The sequence below is a fragment of the Pseudomonas putida genome, assembly GCF_030159595.1.
Lineage (GTDB): Bacteria > Pseudomonadota > Gammaproteobacteria > Pseudomonadales > Pseudomonadaceae > Aquipseudomonas > Aquipseudomonas putida_AC.
Genome location: NZ_BSKJ01000001.1, coordinates 349245 through 376200, shown reverse-complemented (window position 1 = coordinate 376200; position 26956 = coordinate 349245). Strand labels below are relative to the sequence as shown.

At 62.9% G+C, this 26956-nt stretch carries 22 protein-coding genes; 12 read left to right on the top strand and 10 right to left on the bottom strand.

Annotated elements, in window-relative coordinates; all coding sequences use genetic code 11:
• The 6 genes from QQL85_RS01675 to mreB all read right to left on the bottom strand — a co-directional run bounded on the left by QQL85_RS01675 (position 1) and on the right by mreB (position 8808).
• Positions 1-3822, bottom strand: coding sequence for a YhdP family protein (locus QQL85_RS01675; RefSeq protein ID WP_284354908.1), 3822 nt, complete (start codon positions 3820-3822; stop codon positions 1-3).
• A gap of 82 nt (positions 3823-3904) precedes the next feature.
• Positions 3905-5362, bottom strand: a complete 1458-nt coding sequence (gene rng, locus QQL85_RS01670; RefSeq protein WP_284354907.1) for a ribonuclease G — start codon at positions 5360-5362, stop codon at positions 3905-3907.
• Positions 5363-5416: 54 nt separating this feature from the next.
• The gene (locus QQL85_RS01665) at positions 5417-6028 is read right to left on the bottom strand and encodes a Maf family protein (protein WP_284354906.1); all 612 of its coding nucleotides are present in this window, start codon (positions 6026-6028) and stop codon (positions 5417-5419) included.
• A 32-nt stretch (positions 6029-6060) separates the two neighbouring features.
• Positions 6061-6549: a rod shape-determining protein MreD gene (gene mreD / locus QQL85_RS01660; protein ID WP_003255161.1), complete on the bottom strand. Its 489-nt coding sequence runs from the start codon at positions 6547-6549 to the stop codon at positions 6061-6063.
• A complete protein-coding gene (gene mreC, locus QQL85_RS01655) occupies positions 6549-7544 on the bottom strand; it encodes a rod shape-determining protein MreC (protein ID WP_434482142.1) in 996 nt (331 codons plus the stop codon). The genes mreD and mreC overlap by 1 nt, the downstream gene beginning before the upstream one ends.
• Before the next feature lie 226 nt (positions 7545-7770).
• On the bottom strand, positions 7771-8808 hold the full coding sequence (mreB, locus tag QQL85_RS01650; RefSeq protein WP_003255163.1) for a rod shape-determining protein MreB: 1038 nt from the start codon (positions 8806-8808) through the stop codon (positions 7771-7773).
• 205 nt (positions 8809-9013) lie between these two features.
• Between mreB and gatC the strand changes: the two genes are divergently transcribed.
• From gatC to QQL85_RS01620, 6 genes are all read left to right on the top strand, one after another.
• Positions 9014-9301 carry an Asp-tRNA(Asn)/Glu-tRNA(Gln) amidotransferase subunit GatC gene (gene gatC / locus QQL85_RS01645; RefSeq protein ID WP_056795914.1) on the top strand — a complete coding sequence of 96 codons (288 nt, stop codon included), beginning with the start codon at positions 9014-9016 and terminating at the stop codon, positions 9299-9301.
• A 15-nt stretch (positions 9302-9316) separates the two neighbouring features.
• Positions 9317-10768: an Asp-tRNA(Asn)/Glu-tRNA(Gln) amidotransferase subunit GatA gene (gatA, locus tag QQL85_RS01640; protein ID WP_284354905.1), complete on the top strand. Its 1452-nt coding sequence runs from the start codon at positions 9317-9319 to the stop codon at positions 10766-10768.
• Positions 10769-10779: 11 nt separating this feature from the next.
• Entirely contained in the window at positions 10780-12225 is a 1446-nt protein-coding gene (gene gatB / locus QQL85_RS01635) for an Asp-tRNA(Asn)/Glu-tRNA(Gln) amidotransferase subunit GatB (protein WP_284354904.1), read from the top strand.
• Positions 12226-12368: 143 nt separating this feature from the next.
• Positions 12369-12743, top strand: a complete 375-nt coding sequence (locus QQL85_RS01630; RefSeq protein WP_284354903.1) for a septal ring lytic transglycosylase RlpA family protein — start codon at positions 12369-12371, stop codon at positions 12741-12743.
• Positions 12744-12803: 60 nt separating this feature from the next.
• On the top strand, positions 12804-13847 hold the full coding sequence (locus QQL85_RS01625) for a calcium/sodium antiporter (protein WP_284355084.1): 1044 nt from the start codon (positions 12804-12806) through the stop codon (positions 13845-13847).
• A 10-nt stretch (positions 13848-13857) separates the two neighbouring features.
• Positions 13858-14232 carry a carboxymuconolactone decarboxylase family protein gene (locus QQL85_RS01620; RefSeq protein ID WP_284354902.1) on the top strand — a complete coding sequence of 125 codons (375 nt, stop codon included), beginning with the start codon at positions 13858-13860 and terminating at the stop codon, positions 14230-14232.
• 53 nt (positions 14233-14285) lie between these two features.
• On the opposite strand, the gene QQL85_RS01615 is transcribed toward QQL85_RS01620, so the two are convergent.
• From QQL85_RS01615 to QQL85_RS01600, 4 genes are all read right to left on the bottom strand, one after another.
• Positions 14286-15644: an amino acid permease gene (locus QQL85_RS01615; RefSeq protein WP_284354901.1), complete on the bottom strand. Its 1359-nt coding sequence runs from the start codon at positions 15642-15644 to the stop codon at positions 14286-14288.
• Positions 15645-15699: 55 nt separating this feature from the next.
• The gene (locus QQL85_RS01610) at positions 15700-16641 is read right to left on the bottom strand and encodes an AEC family transporter (protein WP_284354900.1); all 942 of its coding nucleotides are present in this window, start codon (positions 16639-16641) and stop codon (positions 15700-15702) included.
• A 232-nt stretch (positions 16642-16873) separates the two neighbouring features.
• The gene (locus tag QQL85_RS01605) at positions 16874-17434 is read right to left on the bottom strand and encodes a response regulator transcription factor (protein WP_003255244.1); all 561 of its coding nucleotides are present in this window, start codon (positions 17432-17434) and stop codon (positions 16874-16876) included.
• Positions 17434-18690 carry an ATP-binding protein gene (locus tag QQL85_RS01600; protein ID WP_105946944.1) on the bottom strand — a complete coding sequence of 419 codons (1257 nt, stop codon included), beginning with the start codon at positions 18688-18690 and terminating at the stop codon, positions 17434-17436. Before QQL85_RS01600 ends, QQL85_RS01605 begins: the two co-directional genes overlap by 1 nt.
• Positions 18691-18892: 202 nt before the next feature.
• Here QQL85_RS01600 and QQL85_RS01595 point away from each other — a divergent pair, with 202 nt between their 5' ends.
• From QQL85_RS01595 to QQL85_RS01570, 6 genes are all read left to right on the top strand, one after another.
• Entirely contained in the window at positions 18893-19609 is a 717-nt protein-coding gene (locus QQL85_RS01595; protein WP_284354899.1) for an SIMPL domain-containing protein, read from the top strand.
• Positions 19610-20017: 408 nt separating this feature from the next.
• Entirely contained in the window at positions 20018-21616 is a 1599-nt protein-coding gene (locus QQL85_RS01590) for an ABC transporter substrate-binding protein (RefSeq protein ID WP_284354898.1), read from the top strand.
• Positions 21617-21846: 230 nt separating this feature from the next.
• On the top strand, positions 21847-23226 hold the full coding sequence (locus QQL85_RS01585; protein WP_284354897.1) for an OprD family porin: 1380 nt from the start codon (positions 21847-21849) through the stop codon (positions 23224-23226).
• A 77-nt stretch (positions 23227-23303) separates the two neighbouring features.
• Complete coding sequence (locus QQL85_RS01580; RefSeq protein WP_284354896.1) at positions 23304-24914, top strand: ABC transporter substrate-binding protein; 1611 nt, start codon at positions 23304-23306, stop codon at positions 24912-24914.
• Between the two features lie 91 nt (positions 24915-25005).
• The gene (locus QQL85_RS01575; RefSeq protein WP_284354895.1) at positions 25006-26016 is read left to right on the top strand and encodes an ABC transporter permease subunit; all 1011 of its coding nucleotides are present in this window, start codon (positions 25006-25008) and stop codon (positions 26014-26016) included.
• Positions 26017-26026: 10 nt separating this feature from the next.
• Positions 26027-26953 carry an ABC transporter permease subunit gene (locus tag QQL85_RS01570; protein ID WP_284354894.1) on the top strand — a complete coding sequence of 309 codons (927 nt, stop codon included), beginning with the start codon at positions 26027-26029 and terminating at the stop codon, positions 26951-26953.
• Positions 26954-26956: the final 3 nt, after the last annotated feature.

Genomic DNA, 26956 nt, shown 5'->3' with positions numbered 1-26956 from the left:
CTAGCGGGATTTCTCGAAAGGTTTCACAAAGGTGATTCTAGGCTCTTTCACCGGCCCTTCGACACGGTAATGCACGCTGGCAAAGCGTGAAACACGGTCACCGATCAACCGATCAACCAGGAACAGCGCTCCACCTACGGCCGGCGCGCCGACAATCAGTGCCGCCAGCGGCAGGTTGTTGGTCACCGGCAGGCTCACCTGCAGGTTCGCATCGATCCGGTCGCGCACCATGTCCAAGGTGCCGTCCAGCTCGAAGTTGCTCGACGGGCCGGTGACGCTGATCGGCTCGCGGGTCACATACACCCCGTCACTGGCCACCAGCAGGCCCTTGACCCGGTCATAGGCCAGGCCTTTGTCGAACAGGTCGGAGAAGTCCAGACGCAGGCGCCGGCCAATGGAGTTGAAGTTGAGCAGGCCGAATACCCGCAACGCCTGAGCGCTGCCTTCAACCTCGACGAACTGGCCGGTACGCAGCGCCGCGTCCATGCTGCCCGAGAAGCGCTTCAGGCCCACCGCGGCCGGCGAACCGGGCCAACGGCCGTCCACATCCAGGCGGAAATCGCGGCTGGTCACGGTCGGGGCAAAGCCCCAGGCCTTGAGTACATCGGCCAGGTTCTTGCCGTCCAGGCGCCCTTTGTACCAACTGCTGGTGTTACCCGTTTCGCCTTCCCAGCCACCGCCACCGTCGATGCGCAGGCCTTTGAAATCGAGGTCGATGTCACTGGCGCTAACACCACGAGCGGTTGGTCGCAACTTGATCGAGGCACTGCCGAACAGGTCGTCACCGCGGTACAGCTTGTCGATGCTCAGGTCCAGCGCCGGGACCTTGCGCGGGTCGAACGAAGCCAGCGGGTCGGGGCCCTCCTCAGCCTGTGCCTGGGCAGGGTCGGCCGCAGGCAAGCGCAAGGTTTGCATTCGCACCACCATGGGCGCACCTTTGGCATCCGGCACGCGGGCATTGCCAATCACTTCCTTGCTGTCGAGGCGCAGGTCCCAGGCCTGGCCGCCTCGGGCCAGCCTGACCACAGCCTGGTTCAGGTCCATACCGAAGGCGCTCAACTGGCCAATGCTCAGGTCAACGCTTTGCAGGTTCTGCCGCGCACTGCCACCTGGATCGTCGCCAGCCAGGCGCGCCGCCTGTTCCTGCCAAGGTGCCAGGTCCAGCGCCTCCAGACGGCCACGCACCCGCAGGCCTTGACCGGCAGGCAGTTGAGCGTCTCCTGCGCCCAGCAGCAACTCGCCACGACCCTGGGCCAGCTTGTCGGCCGGCGCAGCATAAGCAAAGCGGGCAAGGCTGGTGTAGGCGGCATCGAAGCGACGCTCCGGCCCCTGCAGGTTCATGCTGAAACGGCTGTCGCGGGTATCTGCCGCAGCCTTGCCGAACGGCGCCGGCAGCTCGATCGCCAGGCCCTTGAGGTTGGAGGTGACGCTCAGGTTGTTTTCCTGGCTACCCAGGCTGACCTGCAACTGGTACGGCAGGTCGCCGGACACCGGCAAGGACTGCTTGAACTGCAGCCAGTCAGTCAGCGCCTTGAGCGGCACCAGGCCATTGGCATTGATGCGGGTCTGCATCTGTCCGGCCTGGCCTTCAGCGGTGATTTGCGCCGTTACCGGCTTGCCGAAGGCCTGCAAGCTGATGCCCTTGCCACTCAGGCCCTTGTCGAAGTCAAAGCTGAAGTCCCCCTTCAGGCGGTTCAACTCCAGGCTCGGAGGGGCGACTTTCAACCGCGCGTCGCTGGTGACGAAGTCCACCTGCACTTTCGGCCGCTGCCCATGAGCTAGCGGGATATCGAGTTTGACCTTGCCCTTCAGCGGCCCCTCACCCTCCCAGCCGGCGAAAATTTCACCCGTGCCGATTGGCGCCTCCTTGAGAATCTTCAGGCCATCGCCCAGGCTGCCGTCGAAGTCTCCGTCCAGGTACAGGTGACTATGCTGGTCACCGTCGACATGCGGGATATCAACCTTCACATCACTGACCTTGGTGTCGAGCAGCACGCCACGCTGAGCCTTGATGCGCACACCGCTGTCTTCGATGAACACATCGCCGTCCACATGCTGCACTTGCGGCCAACCGGGCTGGAAGTCCAGGGCGGCATCACGCACCTTGAAGAACAGGCTGATACTACGGGCTTCCGGCGCGGCGCCATGGTTCAGCGAACCCTGATACTGGAAGTAGCCTTCGTCCACCGCGCCTTTGACGATAGCGCTGCGCAACCATTCGTCGAGGGCCGGGCTGAGCACCTCGGGCAGGTATTTGGCGGTATAGCGGCCATCGCCTTCGGTCAGGCCGACGCGCAGGTCCATGTAGTCCTCGCGGCCCTCTTCGAACAACAGACGAATCAGGAAGTCGCCGGCAATCTTGCCCTCCTCGCCCAGCACCTTGAGATACGGCGCAATCAGGGTGAAACCGTCGTTGTCCAAGGTCCAGGTCAGGCGTGCATTGGCCTTCTGGTAGTGCCAGGGTTTGGCGAAGATCGGATACAAATGCAGCATGAACGCTTCGGTATCCAGGCGCAGCTCGCCGTGGCCCAGGTCACCACTGATGCTGCCGCTGACGTTACCGGCAGCCGGAGCACTGTGATAGGCATCGAAACCGACCTTTTCCAGGTTGGCTTCGAACTGCAGACGCTTGTCGCCCTCGGCCTTGGGCCGGGCCTCCAGCCGCACATTGCGCAGCGCGCCGGTCACCTTCAGGCCATCGACCACGGCCATGACGTTGTCAGGCAACGGCGCCAAGGCATCGATCAGCGGGGTCAAAGGCGTAAGGTCGAGCCGATCGGCCTGCACCTGCCAACGGTCATCGGCTGCGCTCTCGCCCGGGCGCTGCTGCAACTGCAGGTGCGACTCCCAACGGGTCTTGCCGATGTCCATGGCCAGGGAGTCGACCACCACATCGAAGCCTTGATCCCGGCGCTGGAACCAGGCGCCCAGGGCCAGGTTGTTCAGGGTCGCTGCCTTGCGGCCGGCATAGGCGCCCTGCAGTTCGGGTGCATTGAGCCGCACCACAGCTTGCTGCAGCTGCCCCTCGCGCCAGTCGACCCAGAACTCTCCGCCCGCTCGCAATGCATCGGCTTGCCACTGGCCCAACAGGTGCGGTGGCAACCAGCGCGCCCAGTCACTTTGCGGCAGGCTCAGGTAAGCCTCGAGCTGGCCATCGCGCCAGGCCTTGGCCGACGCACGGCTGCGCAGGTTCAGCGACAGGGGCTGACCGTCAGGCAGGGTTGCACGCAGGTCCAGGGACTGACGTGAAGCGCCAGCCTGCAAGCCAGCGCTAACATAGGTCAGCGTAAGCGGGTCACGCTGCCATGGGTGCAAGGTGACCTGGCTGTCGAACACATCGACGCGGCCCAGTTGACGCAGTCGCTGCAGCAGGTCCGCGGGGTCGAGTGGCGTGTCGTCTTTCTTTGGCAGGCCTTCGAGGCTCCAGGCGCCCTGCGCGTTCTCGCGCAGTATCAGTTGCAGGCCGCCCAGCTGAATGCGCGCCAGGCGCACTTCGCGGGCGGTAAGGCTGGCCCAGACATCGGGCACCACTTTCACGTCATCCAGGCGCAGCGCCGTAGCACCTTCACCCAGTTGCAGGTCGCGCACCCGCAACACCGGTGCCAGGCCGCTCCAGCGGCCTTCAAGGGCACCCACATGTACCGGCAGGCCCAGCGCCTGCTCGGCCTTGCTTTCCACATCGGCCCGGTACTCGGCCACCAGCGGCACCAGTTCGCGGCCGAGGCTGACATACAGCGCCACCAATACCGCCAACAGGGCGCACAAGCCCAGCCCCCAGCGGGTCAAGGCGACAAGAACGCGGGTCAGACGTCCCATGGCCATGGCCCTCCAAGTCGTTTATCCATGATGGCCGGTAGTGGCGGTTTTGCCAGCCCGACCATCCAGCGCTGCGTTCTAGAAGACCTCAGAGCAGCACCACGTCGTATTGTTCCTGCGAATACATCGACTCGACCTGGAAGCGAATGGTTCGACCGATGAAGGCCTCCAGCTCCGCCACGTTGCCGGACTCTTCATCCAGCAGGCGATCGACCACCTTCTGGTTGGCCAGCACACGGTAGCCCTCGGCCTGATAGGCACGGGCCTCACGCAGGATCTCGCGGAAGATCTCGTAACAAATGGTCTCGGGGGTTTTCAGCTTGCCGCGCCCCTGGCAGGCCAGGCACGGCTCGCACAGCACCTGCTCCAGGCTTTCACGCGTGCGCTTGCGGGTCATCTGCACCAGGCCCAGCTCGGTGATACCGATGATGTTGGTCTTGGCGTGATCGCGCTCTAGCTGCTTTTCCAGGGTACGCAGCACCTGGCGCTGATGCTCTTCATCTTCCATGTCGATGAAGTCGATGATGATGATGCCGCCGATATTGCGCAGGCGCAGTTGCCGGGCGATGGCGGTAGCGGCTTCCAGGTTGGTCTTGAAGATGGTCTCTTCCAGGTTGCGATGGCCGACGAAAGCACCGGTGTTCACATCGATGGTGGTCATCGCTTCGGCCGGGTCTACCACCAGGTAGCCACCCGACTTGAGCGGCACCTTGCGCTCCAGGGCACGCTGGATCTCGTCTTCGACACCGTACAGGTCAAAGATCGGCCGTTCACCCGGGTAGTGCTCAAGGCGGTCGGCAATCTCCGGCATCAGTTCGCCGACGAACTGCGTGGTTTTCTGGAAGGTTTCCCGCGAGTCGATGCGGATCTTCTCGATCTTCGGGTTCACCAGATCGCGCAGCGTGCGCAGGGCCAGGCCCAGGTCTTCGTAGATCACCGTCGGCGCGCCGCACGTCTTGATCTGGGAACCGATCTGCTCCCACAGGCGGCGCAGGTAGCGGATGTCCTGCAGGATCTCTTCAGCGCGCGCACCTTCTGCCGCGGTGCGCAGGATGAAGCCACCGGCATCCTTGATGTTCTCGCTTTCCATGCAGTCACTGACCACCTGTTTGAGGCGATCACGCTCGGCTTCGTCTTCGATCTTCAGCGAGATGCCGACATGGCTGCTGCGCGGCATGTACACCAGGTAGCGCGACGGGATCGACAGCTGGGTGGTCAGGCGTGCGCCCTTGGTGCCGATCGGGTCCTTGGTCACCTGCACCACCAAGGCCTGGCCTTCGTGAACGAGCGCAGTGATGTTCTCTACCGCCGAGCCTTCACGCTGGGAAATTTCCGAGGCATGGATGAACGCCGCGCGCTCCAGGCCGATGTCGACGAAGGCCGCCTGCATGCCCGGCAGCACGCGCACGACCTTGCCCTTGTAGATATTGCCGACGATGCCCCGGCGTTGGGTGCGCTCGACGTGCACCTCCTGCAACACCCCGTTTTCCACCACCGCCACGCGTGACTCCATCGGGGTGATGTTGATCAGGATCTCTTCACTCATGGCAGGCTCTCGTCAAAGGTCTTTTGTAATGATGGATGGCGTATGCACTGCTGGCTACCGCAGGTTTGTTACCTCTGGCGTATGCGCAGGTAGTTGCCAGCAGGCAATGCCGAACTGGCCAAGCAAATCGGCCGTTTCGCTGAGAGGTAGGCCGACCACTGCCGAGTAACTGCCGGAAAGGCCGGTGACGAACACCGCGCCCAGACCTTGGATGGCGTAGCCACCCGCCTTGTCCGCTGGCTCGCCGCTCGCCCAGTAGCGCTGCGCTTCATCGGCGCTGATGGTGCGAAAACGCACCTTGCTGGTAACGCAAAAACTGTGCACGCGCTGACCATCATCGAGGGCGACAGCAGTCAGCACCTGATGCTCGCGCCCTGACAGGTCAGCCAGCATGGCCAGGGCATCTTCGCGGTTTTCCGGCTTGCCGAGAATACGACCATCGAGCACCACCGCGGTGTCTGCACCAAGCACTACAGCCGGGCCATCGACACTGGCCAGGCCAGCGGCGGCCTTGGCCCGGGCCAGGCGTTCGACGTAGGTCGGGGCGCTTTCGTTGGCCAGTGGCGTTTCATCGATGGGGGCGCTGACGACGCTGAACGGCACGCCGATCTGGGTCAGCAGTTCACGACGACGGGGCGAGCCGGAGGCCAGGTATAGCGGGTTCATTCAGACATCTCCCTGTCAGTGGCGCATCGGCGTCAGTTGATATGCAAGCGTCGGCGCAGATCGCGCAGGGCAAAGCTGATCCACGGCCAGAGCAAGGCACTGATCACCGCCGACCAGACCAGCGCCAGGGTGGGCAGGCGATTGCCGGTCAGTGCGCTGAGCCACAACTGGATCAGCTGGGCGATGCCGAAAATCACCAGAATGACCAGGCTTTGCTGCCACATGGGGAACATACGCAGGCGCTGCTGCAGGGACAGCACCAGGAAGGTGATGAGGGTAAGGACCAGCGCATTTTGCCCAAGCAGGGTGCCGTACAGCACGTCTTCGGCAAGGCCCAACACGAATGCCGTGGTCATACCGACCTTGTTCGGCACCGCCAGGGTCCAGAACGACACCAGCAAGGCCAGCCACATGGGCCGGAATACTTCCATGAACTGCGGCATGGGCGAGACGCTGAGCAGCAGGCCGATGGCGAAAGTCAGCCAGATGACCCAGCCGTTGTTGCGGCGTGAAGCAGCCATCATTGTCTCCGGGTATGAGCGGGTGCGGCAGGCGCAGCCGCCGGCGTGACAGGGGCAGCCGCCGGGGCTGCAGGCTGTGCGGCCGGCGCTGGCGTTGTGGCCGGTACGACCGGCGCATTGCTGGCTGGCGTGCCCTGCTCGCCCGCGCTTACCGGCTGGCCTGGGGCCGAAGTACCCTTGCGGTCAGCCTCTTCCTGGGCAATGGCGGCGTCGGTGGCGCGCTGTTCCGGGCTACGCCGGTCGCTGAACACCAGCAGCATGTAGCGGCTGCGGTTGAGCGCGGCGGTGGGGATGGCGCGCACGATGGCGAATGGCTGGCCGGAGTCGTGGATCACCTCGTTGACCGTGGCCACCGGGTAGCCGGCCGGGAAGCGCTGGCCCATGCCCGAGCTGACCAACAGGTCGCCTTCCTTGATGTCGGCGGTATCGGCCACATGGCGCAGCTCCAGGCGCTCCGGGTTGCCGGTGCCGCTGGCAATGGCACGCAGGCCATTGCGGTTGACCTGCACCGGAATGCTGTGGGTGGTGTCGGTCAGCAGCAGCACCCGTGAGGTGTAGGGCATCAGCTCGACCACCTGGCCCATCAGGCCACGCGCATCAAGTACCGGCTGGCCCAGGAACACACCGTCACGCTCACCCTTGTTGATCAGGATGCGGTGGGTGAACGGGTTGGGGTCGACACCGATCAGCTCGGCCACTTCAACCTTTTCGTTGACCAGCGCCGAAGAGTTGAGCAGCTCGCGCAGGCGCACGTTCTGCTCGGTCAGGGCCGCCAGCTTCTGCAGGCGCCCCTGCAACAGCAGGGCCTCGGTCTTGAGCTTTTCGTTTTCGGCGATCAGTTCGTTGCGGCTGCCGAACTGGCCGGCCACGCCTTGCCACGCACGCTGTGGCAGGTCGGTGATCCAGTACGATTCCATCAGTACCACGCCCATCTGGCTGCGCACAGGTTTGAGCACGTCAAAGCGCGCGTCGACAACCATCAACGCGACCGACATCACCACCAGAACGAGCAGGCGAACGCCCAGCGAAGGGCCCTTGGAGAAAAGCGGTTTAATGGGCCGTTCCTCGTGGACGACTCAGGAGGTCATTGGACATGGAACAACGCACCAGCCTGGTTGCGGGTTGACGGATACGGCGCCCTGAACGGGCGCCAGCCCAGCACATACAGGTAGCACTGTGCGTACCACCTGTAAACCGGGCGCTCGTGAACAGGGAGTGGGATCACTCGCTGGAGAGCAGATCCATCGCGTGCTTGTCCATCATCTCCAGGGCGCGACCGCCGCCACGGGCGACACAGGTCAGCGGGTCCTCGGCGACGATCACCGGCAGGCCGGTTTCCTGGGCCAGCAGCTTGTCGAGGTCACGCAGCAGCGCACCACCACCGGTCAGCACCAGGCCACGCTCGGCGATGTCCGAAGCCAGCTCGGGTGGCGACTGTTCCAGGGCGCTCTTCACGGCCTGGACGATGGTTGCCAGCGATTCCTGCAGCGCTTCGAGCACTTCGTTGGAATTCAGGGTGAAGGCACGCGGTACACCCTCGGCCAGGTTGCGGCCACGCACGTCGACTTCGCGCACTTCGCCGCCCGGGTAGGCGGTACCGATTTCCTGCTTGATGCGCTCGGCGGTGGACTCACCGATCAGGCTGCCGTAGTTGCGGCGCACATAGGTGACGATGGCTTCGTCGAAGCGGTCGCCGCCAACGCGGACGGATTCGGCATAAACGACGCCGTTCAGGGAGATGAGGGCGATTTCAGTGGTACCACCACCGATATCGACGACCATCGAACCACGGGCCTCTTCAACCGGCAGGCCGGCACCGATGGCAGCAGCCATTGGCTCTTCGATCAGGAACACTTCACGCGCACCGGCACCCAGGGCCGACTCGCGAATGGCGCGGCGCTCTACCTGGGTCGACTTGCACGGCACGCAGATCAGCACACGCGGGCTTGGCTGCAGGAAGCTGTTCTCGTGAACCTTGTTGATAAAATATTGCAACATTTTTTCGCACACGCTGAAGTCGGCGATGACGCCGTCCTTCATCGGACGAATGGCAGCAATGTTGCCAGGCGTACGGCCCAGCATGCGTTTGGCTTCGGTACCGACGGCGACGACGCTTTTCTGATTGCCATGGGTACGGATGGCAACAACCGAGGGCTCATTCAGGACGATACCGCGCTCACGCACGTAAATAAGGGTGTTGGCAGTACCCAGGTCGATGGAAAGATCGCTGGAAAACATGCCACGCAGTTTCTTGAACATGGGAAAGTGACCCTGGGGAAAGCGTGGGTAAAAAAGTGCGGCAAACTCTAACAATGGCAGGGATTTTGGGCAAGGAGCCAATATGTTAAATTGGCTGTTTTTCCGAGCACGCCAGCAGAAATTCGCGGCCGTTAGACCGCCAGAAAGCTGACATGTTCCTCACTGCGGACCCAAATTCCGTTCTTTGTTTCCCTTGGAGATCCCCATGGCGCTTGAACGCTGCGACGTGGAAAAGATCGCTCATCTGGCCCGTCTGGGCCTGAATGATGGCGAACTGCCACGCATTACCGACGCCCTGAACAGCATTCTCGGGCTGGTCGACCAGATGCAAGCGGTCGATACCACTGGTATCGAGCCCCTGGCCCACCCCCTGGAGGCCAGCCAGCGCCTGCGTCCCGATCAGGTCACCGAAAGCAACCAGCGCGATACCTACCAGGCTATCGCGCCGTCGACCGAAAGCGGTCTGTACCTGGTTCCCAAAGTCATCGAGTAAGGGATAGAGCCTGCCATGCATCAATTGACCCTGGCCGAGATCGCCCGCGGACTCGCCGACAAATCGTTTTCTTCCGAAGAGCTGACTGGCGCCCTGCTGGCGCGCATCAAGCAGCTCGACCCGCAGATCAACAGCTTCATCAGCATCACCGAAGACCTGGCCCTGGGCCAGGCGCGTGCCGCCGACGCCCGTCGCGCCGCTGGCGAAAACGGTGCGCTGCTGGGTGCCCCGATTGCCCACAAGGACCTGTTCTGCACCAACGGCGTACGCACCAGCTGCGGCTCGAAGATGCTCGACAACTTCAAGGCGCCGTATGACGCCACCGTGGTCGCCAAGCTGGCCGAAGCCGGCATGGTCACCCTGGGCAAAACCAACATGGACGAGTTCGCCATGGGTTCGGCCAACGAATCCAGCCACTACGGCGCGGTGAAAAACCCATGGAACCTCGAACACGTCCCAGGCGGTTCGTCGGGGGGGTCGGCTGCTGCCGTGGCCGCACGCCTGCTGCCGGCCACCACCGGCACCGACACCGGCGGCTCGATCCGACAGCCGGCGGCACTGACCAACCTCACCGGCCTCAAGCCGACGTACGGTCGTGTCTCGCGCTGGGGCATGATCGCCTATGCCTCCAGCCTCGACCAAGGCGGGCCGCTGGCCCGCACTGCCGAGGACTGCGCCCTGCTGCTGCAAGGCATGGCCGGTTTCGACGCCAAGGACTCCACCAGCATCGAAGAGCCGGTGCCGGACTACAGCGCCAACCTCAACGCCTCGCTGCAGGGCCTGCGCATCGGTCTGCCGAAAGAGTACTTCGGTGCAGGCCTTGACCCACGGATCGCCGACCTGGTCCAGGCCAGCGTCAAAGAGCTGGAAAAGCTCGGCGCGGTAGTCAAGGAAATCAGTCTGCCGAACATGCAGCACGCCATCCCGGCCTACTATGTGATCGCTCCGGCTGAAGCCTCTTCCAACCTGTCGCGTTTCGACGGCGTACGCTTCGGCTACCGCTGCGAAGAACCGAAGGACCTCACCGACCTGTACAAGCGCTCTCGTGGTGAAGGCTTCGGCGTTGAAGTGCAGCGCCGCATCATGGTTGGCACCTACGCCCTGTCGGCTGGCTACTACGACGCCTACTATGTGAAGGCGCAGCAGATCCGCCGCCTGATCAAGAACGACTTCATGGCCGCCTTCAACGACGTCGACCTGATCCTCGGCCCAACCACGCCAAACCCGGCCTGGAAGCTTGGCGCCAAGAGCAGCGACCCGGTCGCCGCCTACCTGGAAGACGTCTACACCATCACCGCCAACCTGGCGGGCCTGCCGGGCCTGTCGATGCCAGCCGGCTTCGTCGACGGCCTGCCGGTCGGCGTGCAGCTGCTGGCACCGTACTTCCAGGAAGGCCGCCTGCTCAATGTCGCGCACCGCTACCAGCAAGTGACCGACTGGCACACCCGCGCCCCCAACGGCTTCTGAGGAATTCACACATGCAATGGGAAGTTGTGATCGGGCTGGAAATCCACACTCAGCTCGCCACCCAGTCGAAGATTTTCTCCGGCAGCGCCACCACCTTCGGTTCCGAGCCGAACACCCAAGCCAGCCTGGTTGACCTGGGCATGCCCGGCGTACTGCCGGTGCTGAACCAGGAAGCCGTGCGCATGGCGTGCATGTTCGGCCTGGCCATCGACGCCGAAATCGGCAAGCGCAACGTGTTCGCGCGCAAGAATTACTTCTACCCGGACCTGCCCAAGGGTTACCAGATCAGCCAGATGGACCTGCCGATCGTCGGCAAGGGTCACCTGGACATCGCCCTGGAAGACGGCACCATCAAGCGCATCGGGGTCACCCGCGCGCACTTGGAAGAAGACGCCGGCAAGAGCCTGCACGAAGACTTCAGCGGCTCCACCGGCATCGACCTGAACCGTGCCGGCACCCCGCTGCTGGAAATCGTCTCCGAACCTGACATGCGCAGCGCCAAGGAAGCCGTGGCCTACGTCAAGGCGATCCACGCGCTGGTGCGTTATCTGGGCATCTGCGACGGCAACATGGCCGAAGGCTCGCTGCGTTGCGACTGCAACGTGTCGATCCGCCCGAAAGGCCAGGCCGAGTTCGGCACCCGCTGCGAGATCAAGAACGTCAACTCGTTCCGCTTCATCGAGCGCGCGATCAACAGCGAAATCCAGCGCCAGATCGACCTGATCGAAGACGGCGGCAAAGTGGTGCAGGAAACCCGCCTGTACGACCCGAACAAGGACGAAACCCGCTCCATGCGCAGCAAGGAGGAAGCCAACGACTACCGTTACTTCCCCGACCCGGACCTGCTGCCGGTGGTGATCGAGGACAGCTTCCTCGAAACCATCCGCGCCGGCTTGCCGGAGCTGCCACCACAGAAGGTCGAGCGCTTCCAGAGCCAGTACGGCCTGTCGGCCTACGACGCCAACGTGTTGGCTTCCAGCCGCGAACAGGCGGACTATTTCGAAGAAGTGGTGAAGATTGGCGGCGATGCCAAGCTGGCCGCCAACTGGGTCATGGTCGAGCTGGGCAGCCTGCTGAACAAGCTGGGGGTCGAAATCGACCAGGCGCCGGTGAGCGCCGCGCAACTGGGTGGCATGCTGCTGCGCATTCGCGACAACACCATCAGCGGCAAGATCGCCAAGACCGTGTTCGAAGCCATGGCTGCCGGTGAAGGTGATGCCGACAGCATCATCGACAGCAAAGGCCTGAAGCAGGTCACCGACACCGGCGCAATCGACAAGATGCTCGACGAAATGCTGGCGGCCAACGCCGAGCAGGTCGAACAGTACCGCGCCGCCGACGAGGCCAAGCGTGGCAAGATGTTCGGCTTCTTCGTCGGCCAGGCGATGAAGGCGTCGAAGGGCAAGGCTAACCCTGGGCAAGTGAACCAATTGCTCAAGGCCAAGCTCGAAGGGTGATTGTTTTACCCCTGTAGTCCTGCGAGGGCTTCGCCCTCGTTCGCGGGCAAGCCCGCTCCCACAGTTACATCGCCGCCGTCACGGGCGGTGACATACCTGTGGGAGCGGGCTTGCCCGCGAATGGCCACACCGGAGCATTTGAATTGCTAAAACGATCCCTCGGCACTCTTGCCCTCTTTTCCCTGCTGGCCGGCTGCGCCAGCCACGACATCGACCCGCGCGGTTACGACCAGACGGGCACCGCGTCCTATTACGGCTCGCGCCACCACGGTAAACGCACCGCCAGCGGCGAACCGTTCAACCAGCACGGCCTTACCGCCGCCCACCGCAGCCTGCCTTTCGGCACGCGCGTACGGGTCACCAACATGAGCAACCAGCGCAGTGTGGTGGTGCGCATCAACGACCGCGGCCCACATACGCGTGGCCGGCTTATCGACCTGTCTCGCGCCGCAGCGGAAAAAATCGGTATGCTGCGTAGCGGAACAGCACGCGTGCGAGTACAAGGGCTTAGCGACTGACGCGACAGGAGTCCGACCATTTTCGACCTGGCCACCCTTCCCACCTTCAGCCTCCTGCAACTGGGCATCGCCCTGCTGTTGCTGGTCGCCGGCGCCGAGCTGCTGGTGCGCGCCGCGCTGCGCCTGGCCCAGCGCCTTCATGTTCGCCCGTTGATCATCGGCTTGAGCCTGGTGGCCTTCGGCAGTACCGCACCACAACTGACCGTAAGCCTGCAGGCCGCCTACCAGGGCGCGCCGGATGTGGCGGTCGGCAGCGTGATCGGCAGCAACATCTTCAACGTACTGGTCATTCTCGGCCTGGCCGCACTGATCATCCCTCTGCGCGTGTCGCGCCAGCTGGTGCGCCTGGACATTCCGCTGATGATCGTCGCCAGCGGCCTGGTCTATGCCCTGTCCGCCAACGGTTACCTGGGTCGGGTGGAAGGTGGGCTGCTGCTGCTTGGCCTGGTCGGCTACCTGGCAATGCTTTGGCACCAGTCACGCCACTACGCACGCACCTACCCCGCGCCAGACACCGCCAAATCCAGCGCCAGGCGCTTCTGGTCAGGCACGCTGCTGCAGGTGCTGGCCGGTCTTGGCCTGCTGAGCCTGGCGGGCCACCTTCTGCTGGAGGCCGCCGTGGAGGTTGCCACCGACCTAGGCCTGTCCGAGCGCATCGTCGGCCTGACCGTCGTCGCCATCTGCACCTCCCTGCCAGAGCTCGCCGCCGCATTGATCGCTGCCCTGCGCGGTGAACGGGAAATTGCCGTGGGCACCGTGATCGGCAGCAACCTGTTCAACCTGCTGGCCGTGCTGGGTCTGACTGCGTTGATCACCCCTGAGCCGCTGTCGATCTCGCCCAACGCCCTGGCGTTCGACCTGCCGGTGATGCTCGGGGTTGCCGCACTAAGCCTGCCGGTGTTCTATTCCGGTTACCGGATTACCCGCGCCGAGGGCCTGGTGTTCCTCTGCCTGTACCTGGCCTACGGGCTGCATGTGGCGGCGTTCACCATGGGTATGCCGCTGGCCGGGCGCCTGGAGCGGTTGATGCTGTTCTATGTACTGCCTGTGCTTGCCGTGGTGTTGCTGTACACCACCGTGCGCGCCTGGCGTCGCCAACACTAAGGAAAACAACATGGCTGATAGCAACAAGACCGGCGAGCAGATTCGCCGCCAGGTAATGGGCGATGCATTCGTCGACCGGGCACTGGGCAATGCCACCGACTTTACCCAGCCGTTGCAGGACTTTGTCAATGAACATGCCTGGGGCAGCGTGTGGGCCCGTGAGGGGCTGCCACTGAAGACCCGCAGCCTGATTACCCTGGCCACGCTGACGGCACTCAAGTGCCCGCAAGAGCTCAAGGGGCATGTGCGTGGGGCGTTGAATAATGGCTGTACGGTGGAGGAGATTCGCGAGGCGCTGCTGCATTGCGCGGTGTATGCGGGGGTGCCGGCGGCGATTGATGCTTTCCGTGCGGCACAGGAAGTGATCGACAGTTACCCAAGCTGAAGGCTACTGGCCCTATCGCTGGCTTGCCGGCGATAGGGCCCGTACTGTGTAACTTACTTAGCCTGGCGCGCCTTCTTCAGCTTGAAGGCCACCCACAGCACGGCAATCCATGCCGGGATCAGCATCACCGAGATGCGAATCGGCGGGGTCAGGTACATCACCACCAGGATCAGCACGATGAACGCCAGGCACAGGTAGTTGGTCAGCGGGTGCCCCAAGCTCTTGTAGAACGGGGTAATCCCGGCCGCCAGCTTGGCCTTGCGGAACTTCAGGTGGGTAATGCTGATGCTCGCCCAGTTGATCACCAGCGCCGACACCGCCAGGGCCATCAGCAAGCCAAAGGCTTCACCCGGCATCAGGTAGTTGATCACCACGCACAGCCCGGTAGCGAAGGCCGACACGCCCAGCGCAGTCAGTGGCACGCCGCTGCGGCTGACTTTCAGCAACTGGCGCGGCGCGTCACCCTGGCTGGCCAGGCCGAACAGCATGCGGCTGTTGGCGTATACACAGCTGTTGTAGACCGACAGCGCGGCCGTCAGCACCACGATATTGAGAATGGTCGCCACCAGGTCGCTGTCCAGCTCGTGGAAAATCATCACGAACGGGCTGCCGCCCTGCACCACCTTCTGCCACGGGTACAGCGACAGCAGCACCGCCAGCGCACCGATGTAAAAGATCAGGATACGGTACACCACCTGGTTGGTGGCCTTGGGAATGCTCTGGCGCGGATTGTCTGCCTCGGCAGCGGTGATACCCACCAGCTCCAGGCCACCGAACGAGAACATGATCACCGCCAGCGCCATCACCAGACCACTGACACCGTTAGGGAAGAAGCCGCCGTACTGCCACAGGTTGGCCACGCTGGCATCCGGGCCGCCATGGCCGCTGCTCAGCAACCAGGCGCCGAAGCCGATCATGCTGACGATGGCCACTACCTTGATCAGGGCGAACCAGAATTCCATTTCGCCATAGACCTTCACCTGAGTCAGGTTGATCAGGTTGATCACCACGAAAAAGATCGCCGCCGTTGCCCAGGTCGGGAAATCCGGCCACCAGTACTGCACATAGATGCCTACCGCCGTCAGCTCGGCCATGCCGACCAGCACATACACCACCCAGTAGTTCCAGCCCGACACAAAGCCGGCGAATTCACTCCAGTACTGGTGTGCGAAGTGACTGAAACTGCCAGCAACCGGCTCTTCCACCACCATTTCGCCCAACTGGCGCATGATCAGGAAAGCCATCAGGCCGGCGATGGCATACCCAAGCAGGACGGAGGGACCGGCCAGCTGGATGGTCTGGGCAATGCCCAGGAACAACCCGGTGCCGATGGCCCCACCCAGCGCGATCAGCTGGATATGGCGGTTCTTCAGCCCGCGCTGTAACCGCTCGGGCGTGCTCTGGTCTTGCATGAAGTGTCCTTTAGCTCAGTGAGGCAGTGTTTTTATGGTGTATGCAGTCAAGGATCTAGATCCATCCGCCCCACTGCAAGATGAAAATACCAATGTTCGTGGTGATCGCTGCCATTAGGGTGGTAATCACGATGATCGACGCTGCCAACTGGTGATTACCGTTAGCGGCCCGGGCCATGACATAACTGGCCGCCGCGGTCGGGCTGCCGATGTACAGGAACAGGATGCCCAGCTCGGCACCGCGAAAGCCGCACAACCATGCACCAAGGGTGCCCAGCACGGGTAGCCAGACCATTTTCACCAGGCTGGCATCGATGGCCAGCCGGCCGCTATCGCGCAATGCCGACAGCGACAGGGTGCCACCAATGCAGATCAGCGCCAGCGGCAGGGTCATCTGCGCCAGGTAGTCGCCCGAGGTCAACAGCCAGTTGGGCAGCGGCACCTGGCCGTAAGCCATGGGGGTGGCGACCAGCACGCTGATGATCAGCGGGTTGCTGAAGATGCTCTTGCAGATGCTCCACGGGTCGGACTTGAGGTCCGGGCTGTACACCGCCAGTACCACTGCCGACAGCGAGTTGTACATGAGGATCACCAGGCCAGCGAGTACCGCCCCCAGGGAAATACCATAGTCACCGTACAGGCTGGCAGCCAGGGCCAGGCCGATCACGCCATTGTTGCCGCGGAACGCGCCCTGGGTATAGATGCCCCGCTCTGCCAGCGGGCTGCGCCAGATAGCCATGCCCCAGGCAATGGCGAAGCCGACCAGGGTGGCGACGATGAAGTAGAGGATGACACCGGGCTTTACTGCGGACGCCAGGTCGGCGTGATAGATGCCGAGGAACAGCAGCGCCGGCATGCAGACATTGAACACCAGCTGCGAGGCGACCCGGTTGAAATTGTCGTCGATCAGGTGGATGCGTTTGAGCAGTACACCCATGAACAGCATGGCGAAGACCGGTGCCGTGATGTTCAGCGTCTGGATAAGAAGGGCGAGCATGCGCAAGCGATCCTGGAGGGGGTTGCCGTTAGGGGGCTAATGATACGCCAACGGCTGGGATTTGCGGGGATCGAGCGCGATAAAAGGAATTGTCTTTCAGATTTGCTACTGCCTGTACTGGCCTCTTCGCGGGCAAGCCCGCTCCCACAGGTCCTTCGCTGCACTCATGGGCGGCGCAATACCTGTGGGAGCGGGCTTGCCCGCGAAGAGGCCGGTACAGGCCCAGCAAGAATCAGCGTCGAACCGGCCGCTTCTGCAATTTGCGCTGCAAGGTCCGCCGGTGCATGCCCAAGGCCCGCGCGGTGGCCGAGATATTGCCCTCGTGCTCATTCAGCACGCGCTGGATGTGCTCCCACTGCAGGCGGTCAACCGACATCGGGTTTTCCGGCACCAGGGTATCCAGGTCGGTGTGCTCCGACAGCAACGCCGCCAGTACATCATCGGCATCGGCCGGCTTGCACAGGTAATTGCAGGCGCCACGCTTCACCGCCTCCACCGCAGTGGCAATGCTCGAGTAACCGGTCAGGATCACCACACGCATTTCCGGGTCCAGCTCCAGCAGCTTGGGCAGCAGCACCAAGCCCGAGTCACCGTCCATCTTCAGGTCCAGCGTGGCGTAGTCTGGCAAATCCTGCTGGGCCAGGATCAAGCCTTCCTCGGCAGAACTGGCAGTGCTCACGCGGAAACCGCGGCGGCTCATGGCCCGGGCCATGACCCGGGTGAAGGTGGCATCGTCATCCACCAGCAGCAGGTGCGGCAGCTCTTCGCTTTCGACCTGGTTTTCTTCGCTCATCATTCATCTCCTCGCTTGCCATAGGGCAGGCGCAATTCGGTCAGGGTGCCACCCTGTTCATGACTATAGAGTTTCACCGAACCGCCCGCACGGGTCACGCTGGCCTTGCTCAAGAACAGGCCCAGGCCAAAGCCTTTGCCTTTGGTGGTAATGAAAGGTTTGCCGATGGCTTCGGCAATGGCCGGCGGCACGCCCGGGCCATGATCGCGGATGCTGATAACGATGTCGTGTGCGTCCCAGTCCAGACGCACTTCCAGGTCATCGGGGCAGGCATCGGCAGCATTGTTCAACAGGTTCAGCAGCGCCTGGGTCAGATCAGGTGGCGGGGTCAGCCGCGGCACCTTGCCATCGCGCAGGCGCTGGAAGCGGTAGCTGGCTTCCGGGCGCATCAGGTGCCAGCGGTTCAGCGCCTCGTCCAGCCAGGCGGTCACATCCTGCTCCACGATCGCCAGGCGGCGGTTGGCTTCGGCTGCGCGCACCAGCTGTTGCAGGGTTTCCTTGCACAGCTTCACCTGGTCCTGGAGGATCTGCAGGTCTTCCTGCAGCAGTGGGTCAGTGTGGTCCTGACGCATTTCGTTGATCAGCACGCTCATGGTCGCCAACGGCGTACCCAGTTCGTGGGCGGCACCGGCGGCCTGGGTGGCCACGGCCAGCAACTGCTCGTCGCGCAGGCTTTCTTCACGCCGCTCGGAACGCAACTGCTCCTGGCGGCGCAGCTCTTCGGCCATGCGCGCAGCAAAGAACGTGATCACCGCCGCAGCCAAGGCAATACTCAGCCACATGCCGTAGACCTGCATCTTGTCCCGCGCCATCGGCAGGCCTTCGAGCGGGTAGAACTGCACCAGCAGTAGGCTGTAGGCCGTCAGGGCGATACCCGAAAGGATCAGCGAATACAGCCACGGCAAGGTCACCGCCGCAATCGCCAGCGGCACCAGGTAATACGACACGAACGGGTTGGTCGAGCCACCGGAGTAATACAGCAAGGCACTGTGAATCAACAGGTCACAGGCCAGTTGCAGGGCATATTCCATTTCAGTGACCGGCAGCGACAGGCGCAGGCGCAGCGCCGTGAAGGCGCACAGCAGCGAAGACAAGGCCAAGGTGCCAGCCAGCGATAGCCAAGGCAAAGGCAGCAGTTCGGTCCAGTAGGCAACGCCCACGGAGCCTGCCTGGGCAGCCAGGACCAGGACCCGAATGACGGTCAGGCGCCAGAGGTTCTGGCGAGTAGCGGACAACGGTTGTACGGCGGCGAGCATGAGCTCTCCTGATGAGTGCTCCAGAAAAATCGGCTGGAGTATACCGAAGCCAGGCGCCTCGCTGCAGCGATGCGGCAAAGCGCCACACTTTGTCACAGGTTCATGATGGCACTTTTGAACCCACTACACTGTTGCCGGTCAGATGGGCCATGCGTGGAAAGGATGGCCAAAACCCACGCCCTTTATTGCCAAGGAGTACCACATGCAAATCCCACGTCGCAGCGCCGCCCTTGTCCTGTCTTGCGGACTGCTCGCCAGCCTGCCGGCGCTGGCTGCCGATGAGCCGCGCTACAACCAGGTATCGCTGCGCGCCGAAGTCAGCAAGGAAGTGGCGCGTGACCTGATGGTCGTGACCCTGTACAGCGAAGCGCAGAACACCGACCCGGGCAAGCTCGCCAAGCAGATCACCGAAACCATGAACAAGGCCGTGCAGCAGTCGCGCCAGGTCAAGGACGTGAAGATCAGCCAGGGCAGCCGCAACAGCTACCCGGTGTATGACAGCAAGGGCCAGAAGATCACCGGCTGGCGCGAACGTGCCGAGCTGCGCCTGGAGAGCGCCAACTTCCCGGCCTTGTCCCAGCTTACCGCCGACTTGCTGCAAACGCTGAAAATGGGCGGCATGGACTTCTCCATCGCCCCGGCCACGCGCAAGGCCAGCGAGGATGCACTGCTCAAGGACGCGGTCGACGCGTTCAAGGCACGCGCGCAGTTGGCCACCGAGGCGCTGGGCGGCAAGGGCTACAAAGTGGTCAACCTGAACCTCAACAGCAGTGGCTACCCGCGCCCGTACCTGCGTAGCGCACCAATGGCAATGAAGGCCATGGGGGCTGACGAGGCGGCGCCGGCGCCGGATATCGAAGCGGGTACCAGTGAAGTGAGCATGAATGCCGATGGATTGATCGAAGTGCAGATGCCTTAACGGACCCACGCAACACCTCTGGGAGCGGGCTTGCCCGCGAAAAAGACACCGCGGTGGATGGCACGGGCTTCGCCCGTGTTCGCGGCGGTGCGACGCCTCGACGAGCTCGCTCCCACAGGGATCGCAACAGCCCTCAATTCTTCAATTTCAGACCTTTCCTACGCACCACTAAGGTGCCTCCTACATTTACGCCCGCCGCGAAACATCCTGCAAAAAGCCATCATTTTGCCTGCGCAAACGTTTAACTTCGTCGAAAGTTATACCGATGCGACATCCATGTACGGTCGTACCACTTTTCTGGCGCCAACTATCCTTCTACCTGTTGCATTGTGAACATCCCCTGCATTAGTATCCGCAGGTCGGCTCACGAGGCCACCTCATCCGAAAAATGACAACAATGAGGCCACCATGCTCAAACACGCAGTCATTCCGTTCCTGCTGGGTGCAGGTTTGCTCACCGGCGCACCGTCGGCCCTTGCCGCGTCCAACCTGGTGTTCTGCTCCGAAGGCAGCCCGGCCGGTTTCGACCCGGGGCAGTACACCACCGGGACCGACTTCGACGCCTCGGCCGAGACCATGTTCAACCGCCTGACCCAGTTTGAGCGTGGCGGTACCGCGGTCATCCCGGGCCTGGCGACCAAGTGGGAAGTGTCCGACGACGGCAAGACCTACACCTTCCACCTGCGCGAAGGCGTCAAGTTCCACACCACCGACTACTTCAAACCCTCCCGCCCCTTCAACGCCAACGACGTGCTGTTCACCTTCAACCGCATGCTCGACAAGGACCACCCGTTCCGCAAGGCCTACCCCACCGAGTTCCCGTACTTCACCGACATGGGCATGGACAAGAACATCGCCCGCGTCGAGAAAATCGACCCGATGACCGTGGCATTCACCCTGAACACGGTCGATGCCGCGTTCATCCAGAACCTGGCCATGAGTTTCGCCTCCATCCTCTCCGCTGAATACGCCAACCAGCTGATGGCCAACGGTCGCCCCAGCGACATCAACCAGCACCCCATCGGCACCGGGCCGTTCGTGTTCCAGCGTTACCAGAAGGACTCGCAGATCCGCTACAAGGGCAACAAGGATTACTGGGCTCCGGATGAAGTGAGGATCGATAACCTGGTGTTCTCGATCAACATCGACCCCTCCGTGCGTATACAGAAGCTGCGCCGCAACGAATGCCAGGTCACCCTGCACCCGCGCCCGGCCGACCTGCCGGCACTCAAGGCCGACAGCAAGCTGCAGGTGCTGCAACAGCCGGGCTTCAACCTCGGCTACATCGCCTACAACACCCAGCACCCGCCATTCGACCGCCTGGAAGTGCGCCAGGCGATGGACATGGCGGTGAACAAGAAAGCCATCATCCAGGCGGTGTACCAGGACTCCGGCCAACTGGCGGTCAACGCCATGCCGCCCACCCAGTGGTCCTATGACGAAAGCCTCAAGGACGCTCCCTACGACCCGGAAAAGGCCAAACACCTGCTCCAGCAGGCCGGGGTCAAGCCTGGCACCGAAGTTACCCTGTGGGCCATGCCGGTGCAGCGCCCGTACAACCCTAACGCCAAGCTGATGGCTGAAATGCTCCAGGCCGACTGGAGCAAGCTCGGCTTCAAGGTGCGCATCGTCAGCTACGAATGGGGCGAGTACATCAAGCGCATGAAAAGCGGCGACCACGACATCGCCCTGATCGGCTGGACCGGCGACAACGGCGACCCGGACAACTGGCTGGGCACCCTCTACAGCTGCGATGCCATCGGCAGCAACAACTACTCGCTGTGGTGCGACCCGCAATACGACAGCCTGGTCAAGCAGGCCAAGCAGGTCACCGACCGCACGCAACGTACCGCCCTGTACCAGCAGGCCCAGCAGCGGCTCAAGCAGCAGGTACCGATTACCCCGGTAGCGCATTCCACAGTCAACCAACCGCTCAGCGTCAAGGTTTCCCAGTTCAAGGTCAGCCCGTTTGGGCGCAATGATTTTTCCGGTGTGAGTGTTGATTAGGCGTTAGCCGGCACCGGCCTCTTCGCGGGTGAACCCGCTCCCACAGAGACATCCACACACCAGGGGTCTGCGCAGATCCCTGTGGGAGCGGGTTGACCCGCGAAAAGGCCCGCAAAGCCAACACACCCCCCCGATTTAGCCCGGTGATCCCGCGGCAACCCTGGCAACACCGCAACAACCATCCGGCCCACAAGGCCGGCAATAACTAGAAAAGCATGGGAGCTTCAACCTTGAAAGTATTCACCCTGACCGCACTGGCCTTATCCATCAGTGCCTTATCCACCGTGGCCCAGGCCGACCCGCAAAGCCAGGATTACATCCCCCTCACCCTCAAAGACAGCAGCGAGCAAGCGCAAGCCAGCGGCTTCATCGACGGCCAGAGCCTGTCCGGTACCACCCGCAACTGGTACGCCCGCGAACGTGCCGCCCGCGCCCCACTGTGGCGTTACTACAAAAGCGACGGCACCCGCCACGCCACCCACAGCCGCGAAAACTGGCTGCAGGGCACCATCCTCAACTACAGCTCCGGCTTCACCCAGGGCACCGTGGGCTTCGCCGTCGAAGCCGCCGGCTACAACGCCATCGCCCTGCAACAGAGCCGACAGGCCGTCGCCGGCCCCAACAACCGCACGCTCACCCACAGCGACGGCGACCCCATCGGCCAGTGGAGCAAACTGGGCCTGGGCAACATCAAGGCGCGCGTGTCCAACACCACCCTGACCCTCGGCCGCCAGGCGGTGGACACGCCGATGATCGCCTACATCGGCAACCGCGCACTGCCCTCGAGCTTCCAGGGCGCGTTCCTGCACAGTGCCGAGTTCGACAACCTCAGCTTCGACCTGGGTACCTTCGACCGCGTCTCGCCACGTACCGAGCAAAGTCTCAGCAAATTCCGCAGCGAATACAGCGCCACCGGCGTGGAAACCGACCGCGCCAGCACCACTGGCATCAACTACCAGCCGTTCAAGAGCCTGAGTACCAGCCTGTACGCCACCCAGGTCGACGACTTCTGGAACCAGTACTACTTCGGCGCCAACCACATGCTGGGCGACAGCGCGGTACTCAGCCTGAAGACCGGCCTGAACTACTACAAGACCGTGGACGCCGGCAGCCAGAAAATGGGCAAGATCGACAACGACGTCTACAGCCTGTCGCTTGGCCTGACCCACCAAGCCCACACCCTCAGCGCCTCGTGGCAGCAGGTGAACGGCAACGAGTACTTCGACTACCTGCACGAAACCAACGGCATCTACCTGGCCAACTCGCTGCTGTCGGACTTCAACGGCCCCAACGAGAAATCGCTGCAGATTTCCTACGTCCTGAACATGGCGCCCTATGGCGTGCCGGGCCTGAAGTTCAACCTGTACAACGCCCGCGGCTGGGGCATCGACGGCACCCATTACCGCGGCACGGCCTACGACGTGAATGGCCTGGACGGCGAAAACCACTACGAGTGGGGCATCGGCACCAGCTACGCGGTGCAGAGCGGGCCGCTGAAAGACACCAGCATCCGCGCCACCTATACCGCGCACCGCGCCAGCAAGGCACAGGGTGACGGCAGCCTGGATGAGTTCCGCGTGGTCACCACCATTCCATTCAACATTCTCTGACCGCTGGCGCCACGGCCCGCTTCGTGATGGGCCGTGGCGGCTACGCTGGATTCAATGCAAGCCGGGAGTCTAAACCCATGCAGAGAGCTTTCATGAAATCGCTACCGCTACGCTTGGCCTTGGCCGCACTGGTGCTGGGCAGCGCCTCGCAACTGGCGGCCAAACCGTTGGTGGTGTGTACCGAAGCGAGCCCGGAAGGGTTCGACGTTGTGCAGTACACCACCGGGGTCACGTTCGATGCCACCGCCGAAACACTGTTCAACCGCCTGGTCGACTTCAAACCCGGCAGCACCGACATCGAGCCGGCCCTGGCCGAGCGCTGGGACATTTCACCCGACGGCCTGACCTACACCTTCCACTTGCGTCAGGGCGTGAAGTTCCACAGCACCGACTACTTCAAGCCAACCCGCGCCTTCAACGCCGACGACGTGCTGTGGAGCCTCAACCGCCAGCTTGACCCGAACCACGCGTGGCACGACAAGACCAGTGTCGGGTACCCGTATTTTGAAAGCATGTCCTTCAAAGAGCTGCTCAAATCGGTGAAGAAAACCGACGACCACACCGTGGTGATCACCCTCACCCGCCCCGAAGCGCCGTTCCTGCGGGACATGGCCATGGGCTTCACCTCGATCTACTCCGCCGAATACGGCGACCAGTTGCTCAAGACCGGCAAGACCGCCGAGCTGAACAGCAAGCCGATCGGCACCGGCCCGTTCATCTTCCAGCGCTACAACAAGGATGCTCAGGTCCGCTTCAAGCCCAACCCGGACTACTTCCGGGGCAAACCGCCGACCGATACCCTGGTGTTCGCCATCGCCACCGACAGCAACGTGCGCTTGCAAAAGTTGCGCGCCAACGAGTGCCAGATCGCGCTGTACCCCAAGCCGGAAGACGTACCGTCGATCAAGGCCGACCCCAGGCTCAGGGTGGCCGAGATCGAAGCGCTGGTCACCGGCTATATCGCCATGAATACCGAGCACAAATACCTCAGCGATGTGCGCGTGCGTAAAGCCATCAACATGGCCTTCGACCGTCAGGCCCACGTTGACCAGCTGTTTGGCAAAGGCAATGCGCGGGTCGGCGTGAACCCTTACCCACCGACCATGATCGGTTACAACACGCGTAACCAGAACCCGCCGCGCGACCTCGACAAGGCGCGCGCACTGCTCAAGGAAGCTGGCGTACCGGCAGGCACGGTGATCACGCTGTTCACCCGCAACGGCGGCGGCATGACCAACCCTAACCCGCGGCTGTCCGCCGAGATGCTGCAGGCTGACCTGAAGCAGGTTGGCCTGAAGCTGGATATCCGGGTGATGGAGTGGGCCGAAATGCTGCGCCGTGCGAAAAAGGGCGAAGCCGACCTGGTGTCCACCGGCTGGGCCGGCGACAACGGTGACCCCGATAACTTCCTCACCCCGCTGCTCAACTGCGAGGCGGCGAAGAACGGCGAAAACTACGCCCGCTGGTGCAACCCGAAATTCCAGGAGCTGATCAGCCGCGCCCGCGAAGTGATCGACAACGACGAGCGCGCAAGGCTCTATAGCGAGGCATTGAAGGTGTACGATGACGACCAACCCTGGATCAGCATGGCCCACCCCAAGGTGTTCGTGGCCATGCGTGACAACGTGGAGGGCTATGTGATCAGCCCTCTGACCAAAAATAACTTCGCCACCACGAAGGTGAAGTAGAACAACAACGACCGCCGGCAACCCACATGGGGACCGGCGGCACCACCGTGGCGTGCCACTGGCCGCACGGTCTGAAGAGGTAACCCCGACAATGTTGAGCTTTATTGCCCGGCGCCTGGGCCTGCTGATACCGACCTTTTTCGGCATCACCTTGCTGACCTTCGCGCTCATACGCCTGATCCCCGGCGACCCGGTGGAAGTGATGATGGGCGAGCGCAGGGTCGACCCCGAAATGCATGCCCAGGCCATGGAACGCCTGGGCCTGAACAAGCCATTGCCAGCCCAGTACCTGGACTATGTGGGCAAGCTCGCCCAGGGTGACCTGGGCGAATCGCTGCGTACCCGAGAAAGCGTGTGGAGCGAGTTTCTCACGCTGTTCCCGGCTACCTTGGAACTGGCCTTCGCCGCCCTGCTGTTTGCCGGCATCGTCGGCCTGCTGGCCGGGGTGATCGCCGCGCTCAAGCGCGGTTCGCTGTTCGACCACGGGGTGATGGGCATATCGCTGGCTGGCTACTCGATGCCGATCTTCTGGTGGGGCCTGATCCTGATCATGTTCTTCTCGGTGAGCCTGGGCTGGACCCCAGTGTCCGGGCGCATCGACCTGCTCTACGACATCGAGCCTAAAACCGGTTTCATGCTTATCGACACGCTGCTCAGTGACGAAGAAGGCGCCTTCAAGGACGCGGTGATGCACCTGATATTGCCGGCCATCGTGCTCGGCACCATCCCCCTGGCGGTCATCGCCCGCATGACCCGCTCGTCGATGCTCGAAGTACTGCGCGAAGACTACATCCGTACCGCCCGTGCCAAGGGCCTGTCACCAGCCCGCGTGGTATTCGTCCATGGCCTGCGCAATGCCCTGATCCCTGTGCTGACGGTATTTGGCCTGCAGGTCGGCACGCTGCTGGCCGGTGCAGTGCTGACCGAAACCATCTTTTCCTGGCCGGGCATCGGCAAGTGGCTGATCGAAGCCATCGGTGCCCGTGACTACCCCGTGGTCCAGAACGGCATCCTGTTGATCGCCTGCCTGGTGATCCTGGTCAACTTCGTCGTGGACATCCTCTACGGCCTGGCCAACCCACGCATCCGTCATCAGCGCTGAGGCCCTTGCCATGACTAGCCCGATCCCCAAATCCGTGTCGCCGGCCAGCCGGGTGGACCAGAGCTTGCTCTACCCCTCGCCCTACAAAGAATTCTGGCAAGCCTTCGCGCGCAACAAAGGCGCGGTAATGGGCCTGGCCTTCATGTGCCTGGTGGTGTTCTGCGCGCTGTTCGCGCCGTGGGTCGCCCCGCATGATCCGAGCGAGCAGTACCGCGACTTCCTGCTGACCCCGCCGGTATGGCTGGAAGGCGGCACCTGGCAGTTCATCCTCGGCACCGACGAACTGGGCCGCGACCTGCTTTCGCGGCTGATTCAAGGCGCGCGGCTGTCGCTACTGATCGGCCTGTCGTCGGTAGTGATGTCGCTGATCCCGGGCATCCTGCTGGGCCTGCTGGCTGGCTTCTTCCCGCAAATTCTCGGCCCATCGATCATGCGCCTGATGGACGTGATGCTGGCCCTGCCCTCCCTGCTGCTGGCCGTGGCCATCGTCGCCATCCTCGGCCCAGGCCTGATCAATACGGTGATCGCCATCGCCATCGTCTCCCTGCCCTCCTATGTGCGCCTGACCCGGGCCGCGGTGATGGTCGAGCTGAACCGCGACTACGTCACCGCCGCACGCCTGGCCGGTGCCGGGCTGCCACGGCTGATGTTCGTCACCGTGCTGCCCAACTGCATGGCGCCGCTGATCGTGCAGGCTACCCTCAGCTTCTCCTCAGCGATCCTCGACGCTGCCGCCCTGGGCTTCCTCGGCCTCGGCGTACAACCGCCAACCCCCGAGTGGGGCACCATGCTGGCTTCGGCCCGGGACTACATCGAGCGCGCCTGGTGGGTGGTAAGCCTGCCTGGCCTGACCATTCTGCTCAGTGTGCTGGCAATCAACCTGATGGGCGACGGCCTGCGCGATGCGCTGGACCCGAAACTCAAGAACGCCGCCTGAGGA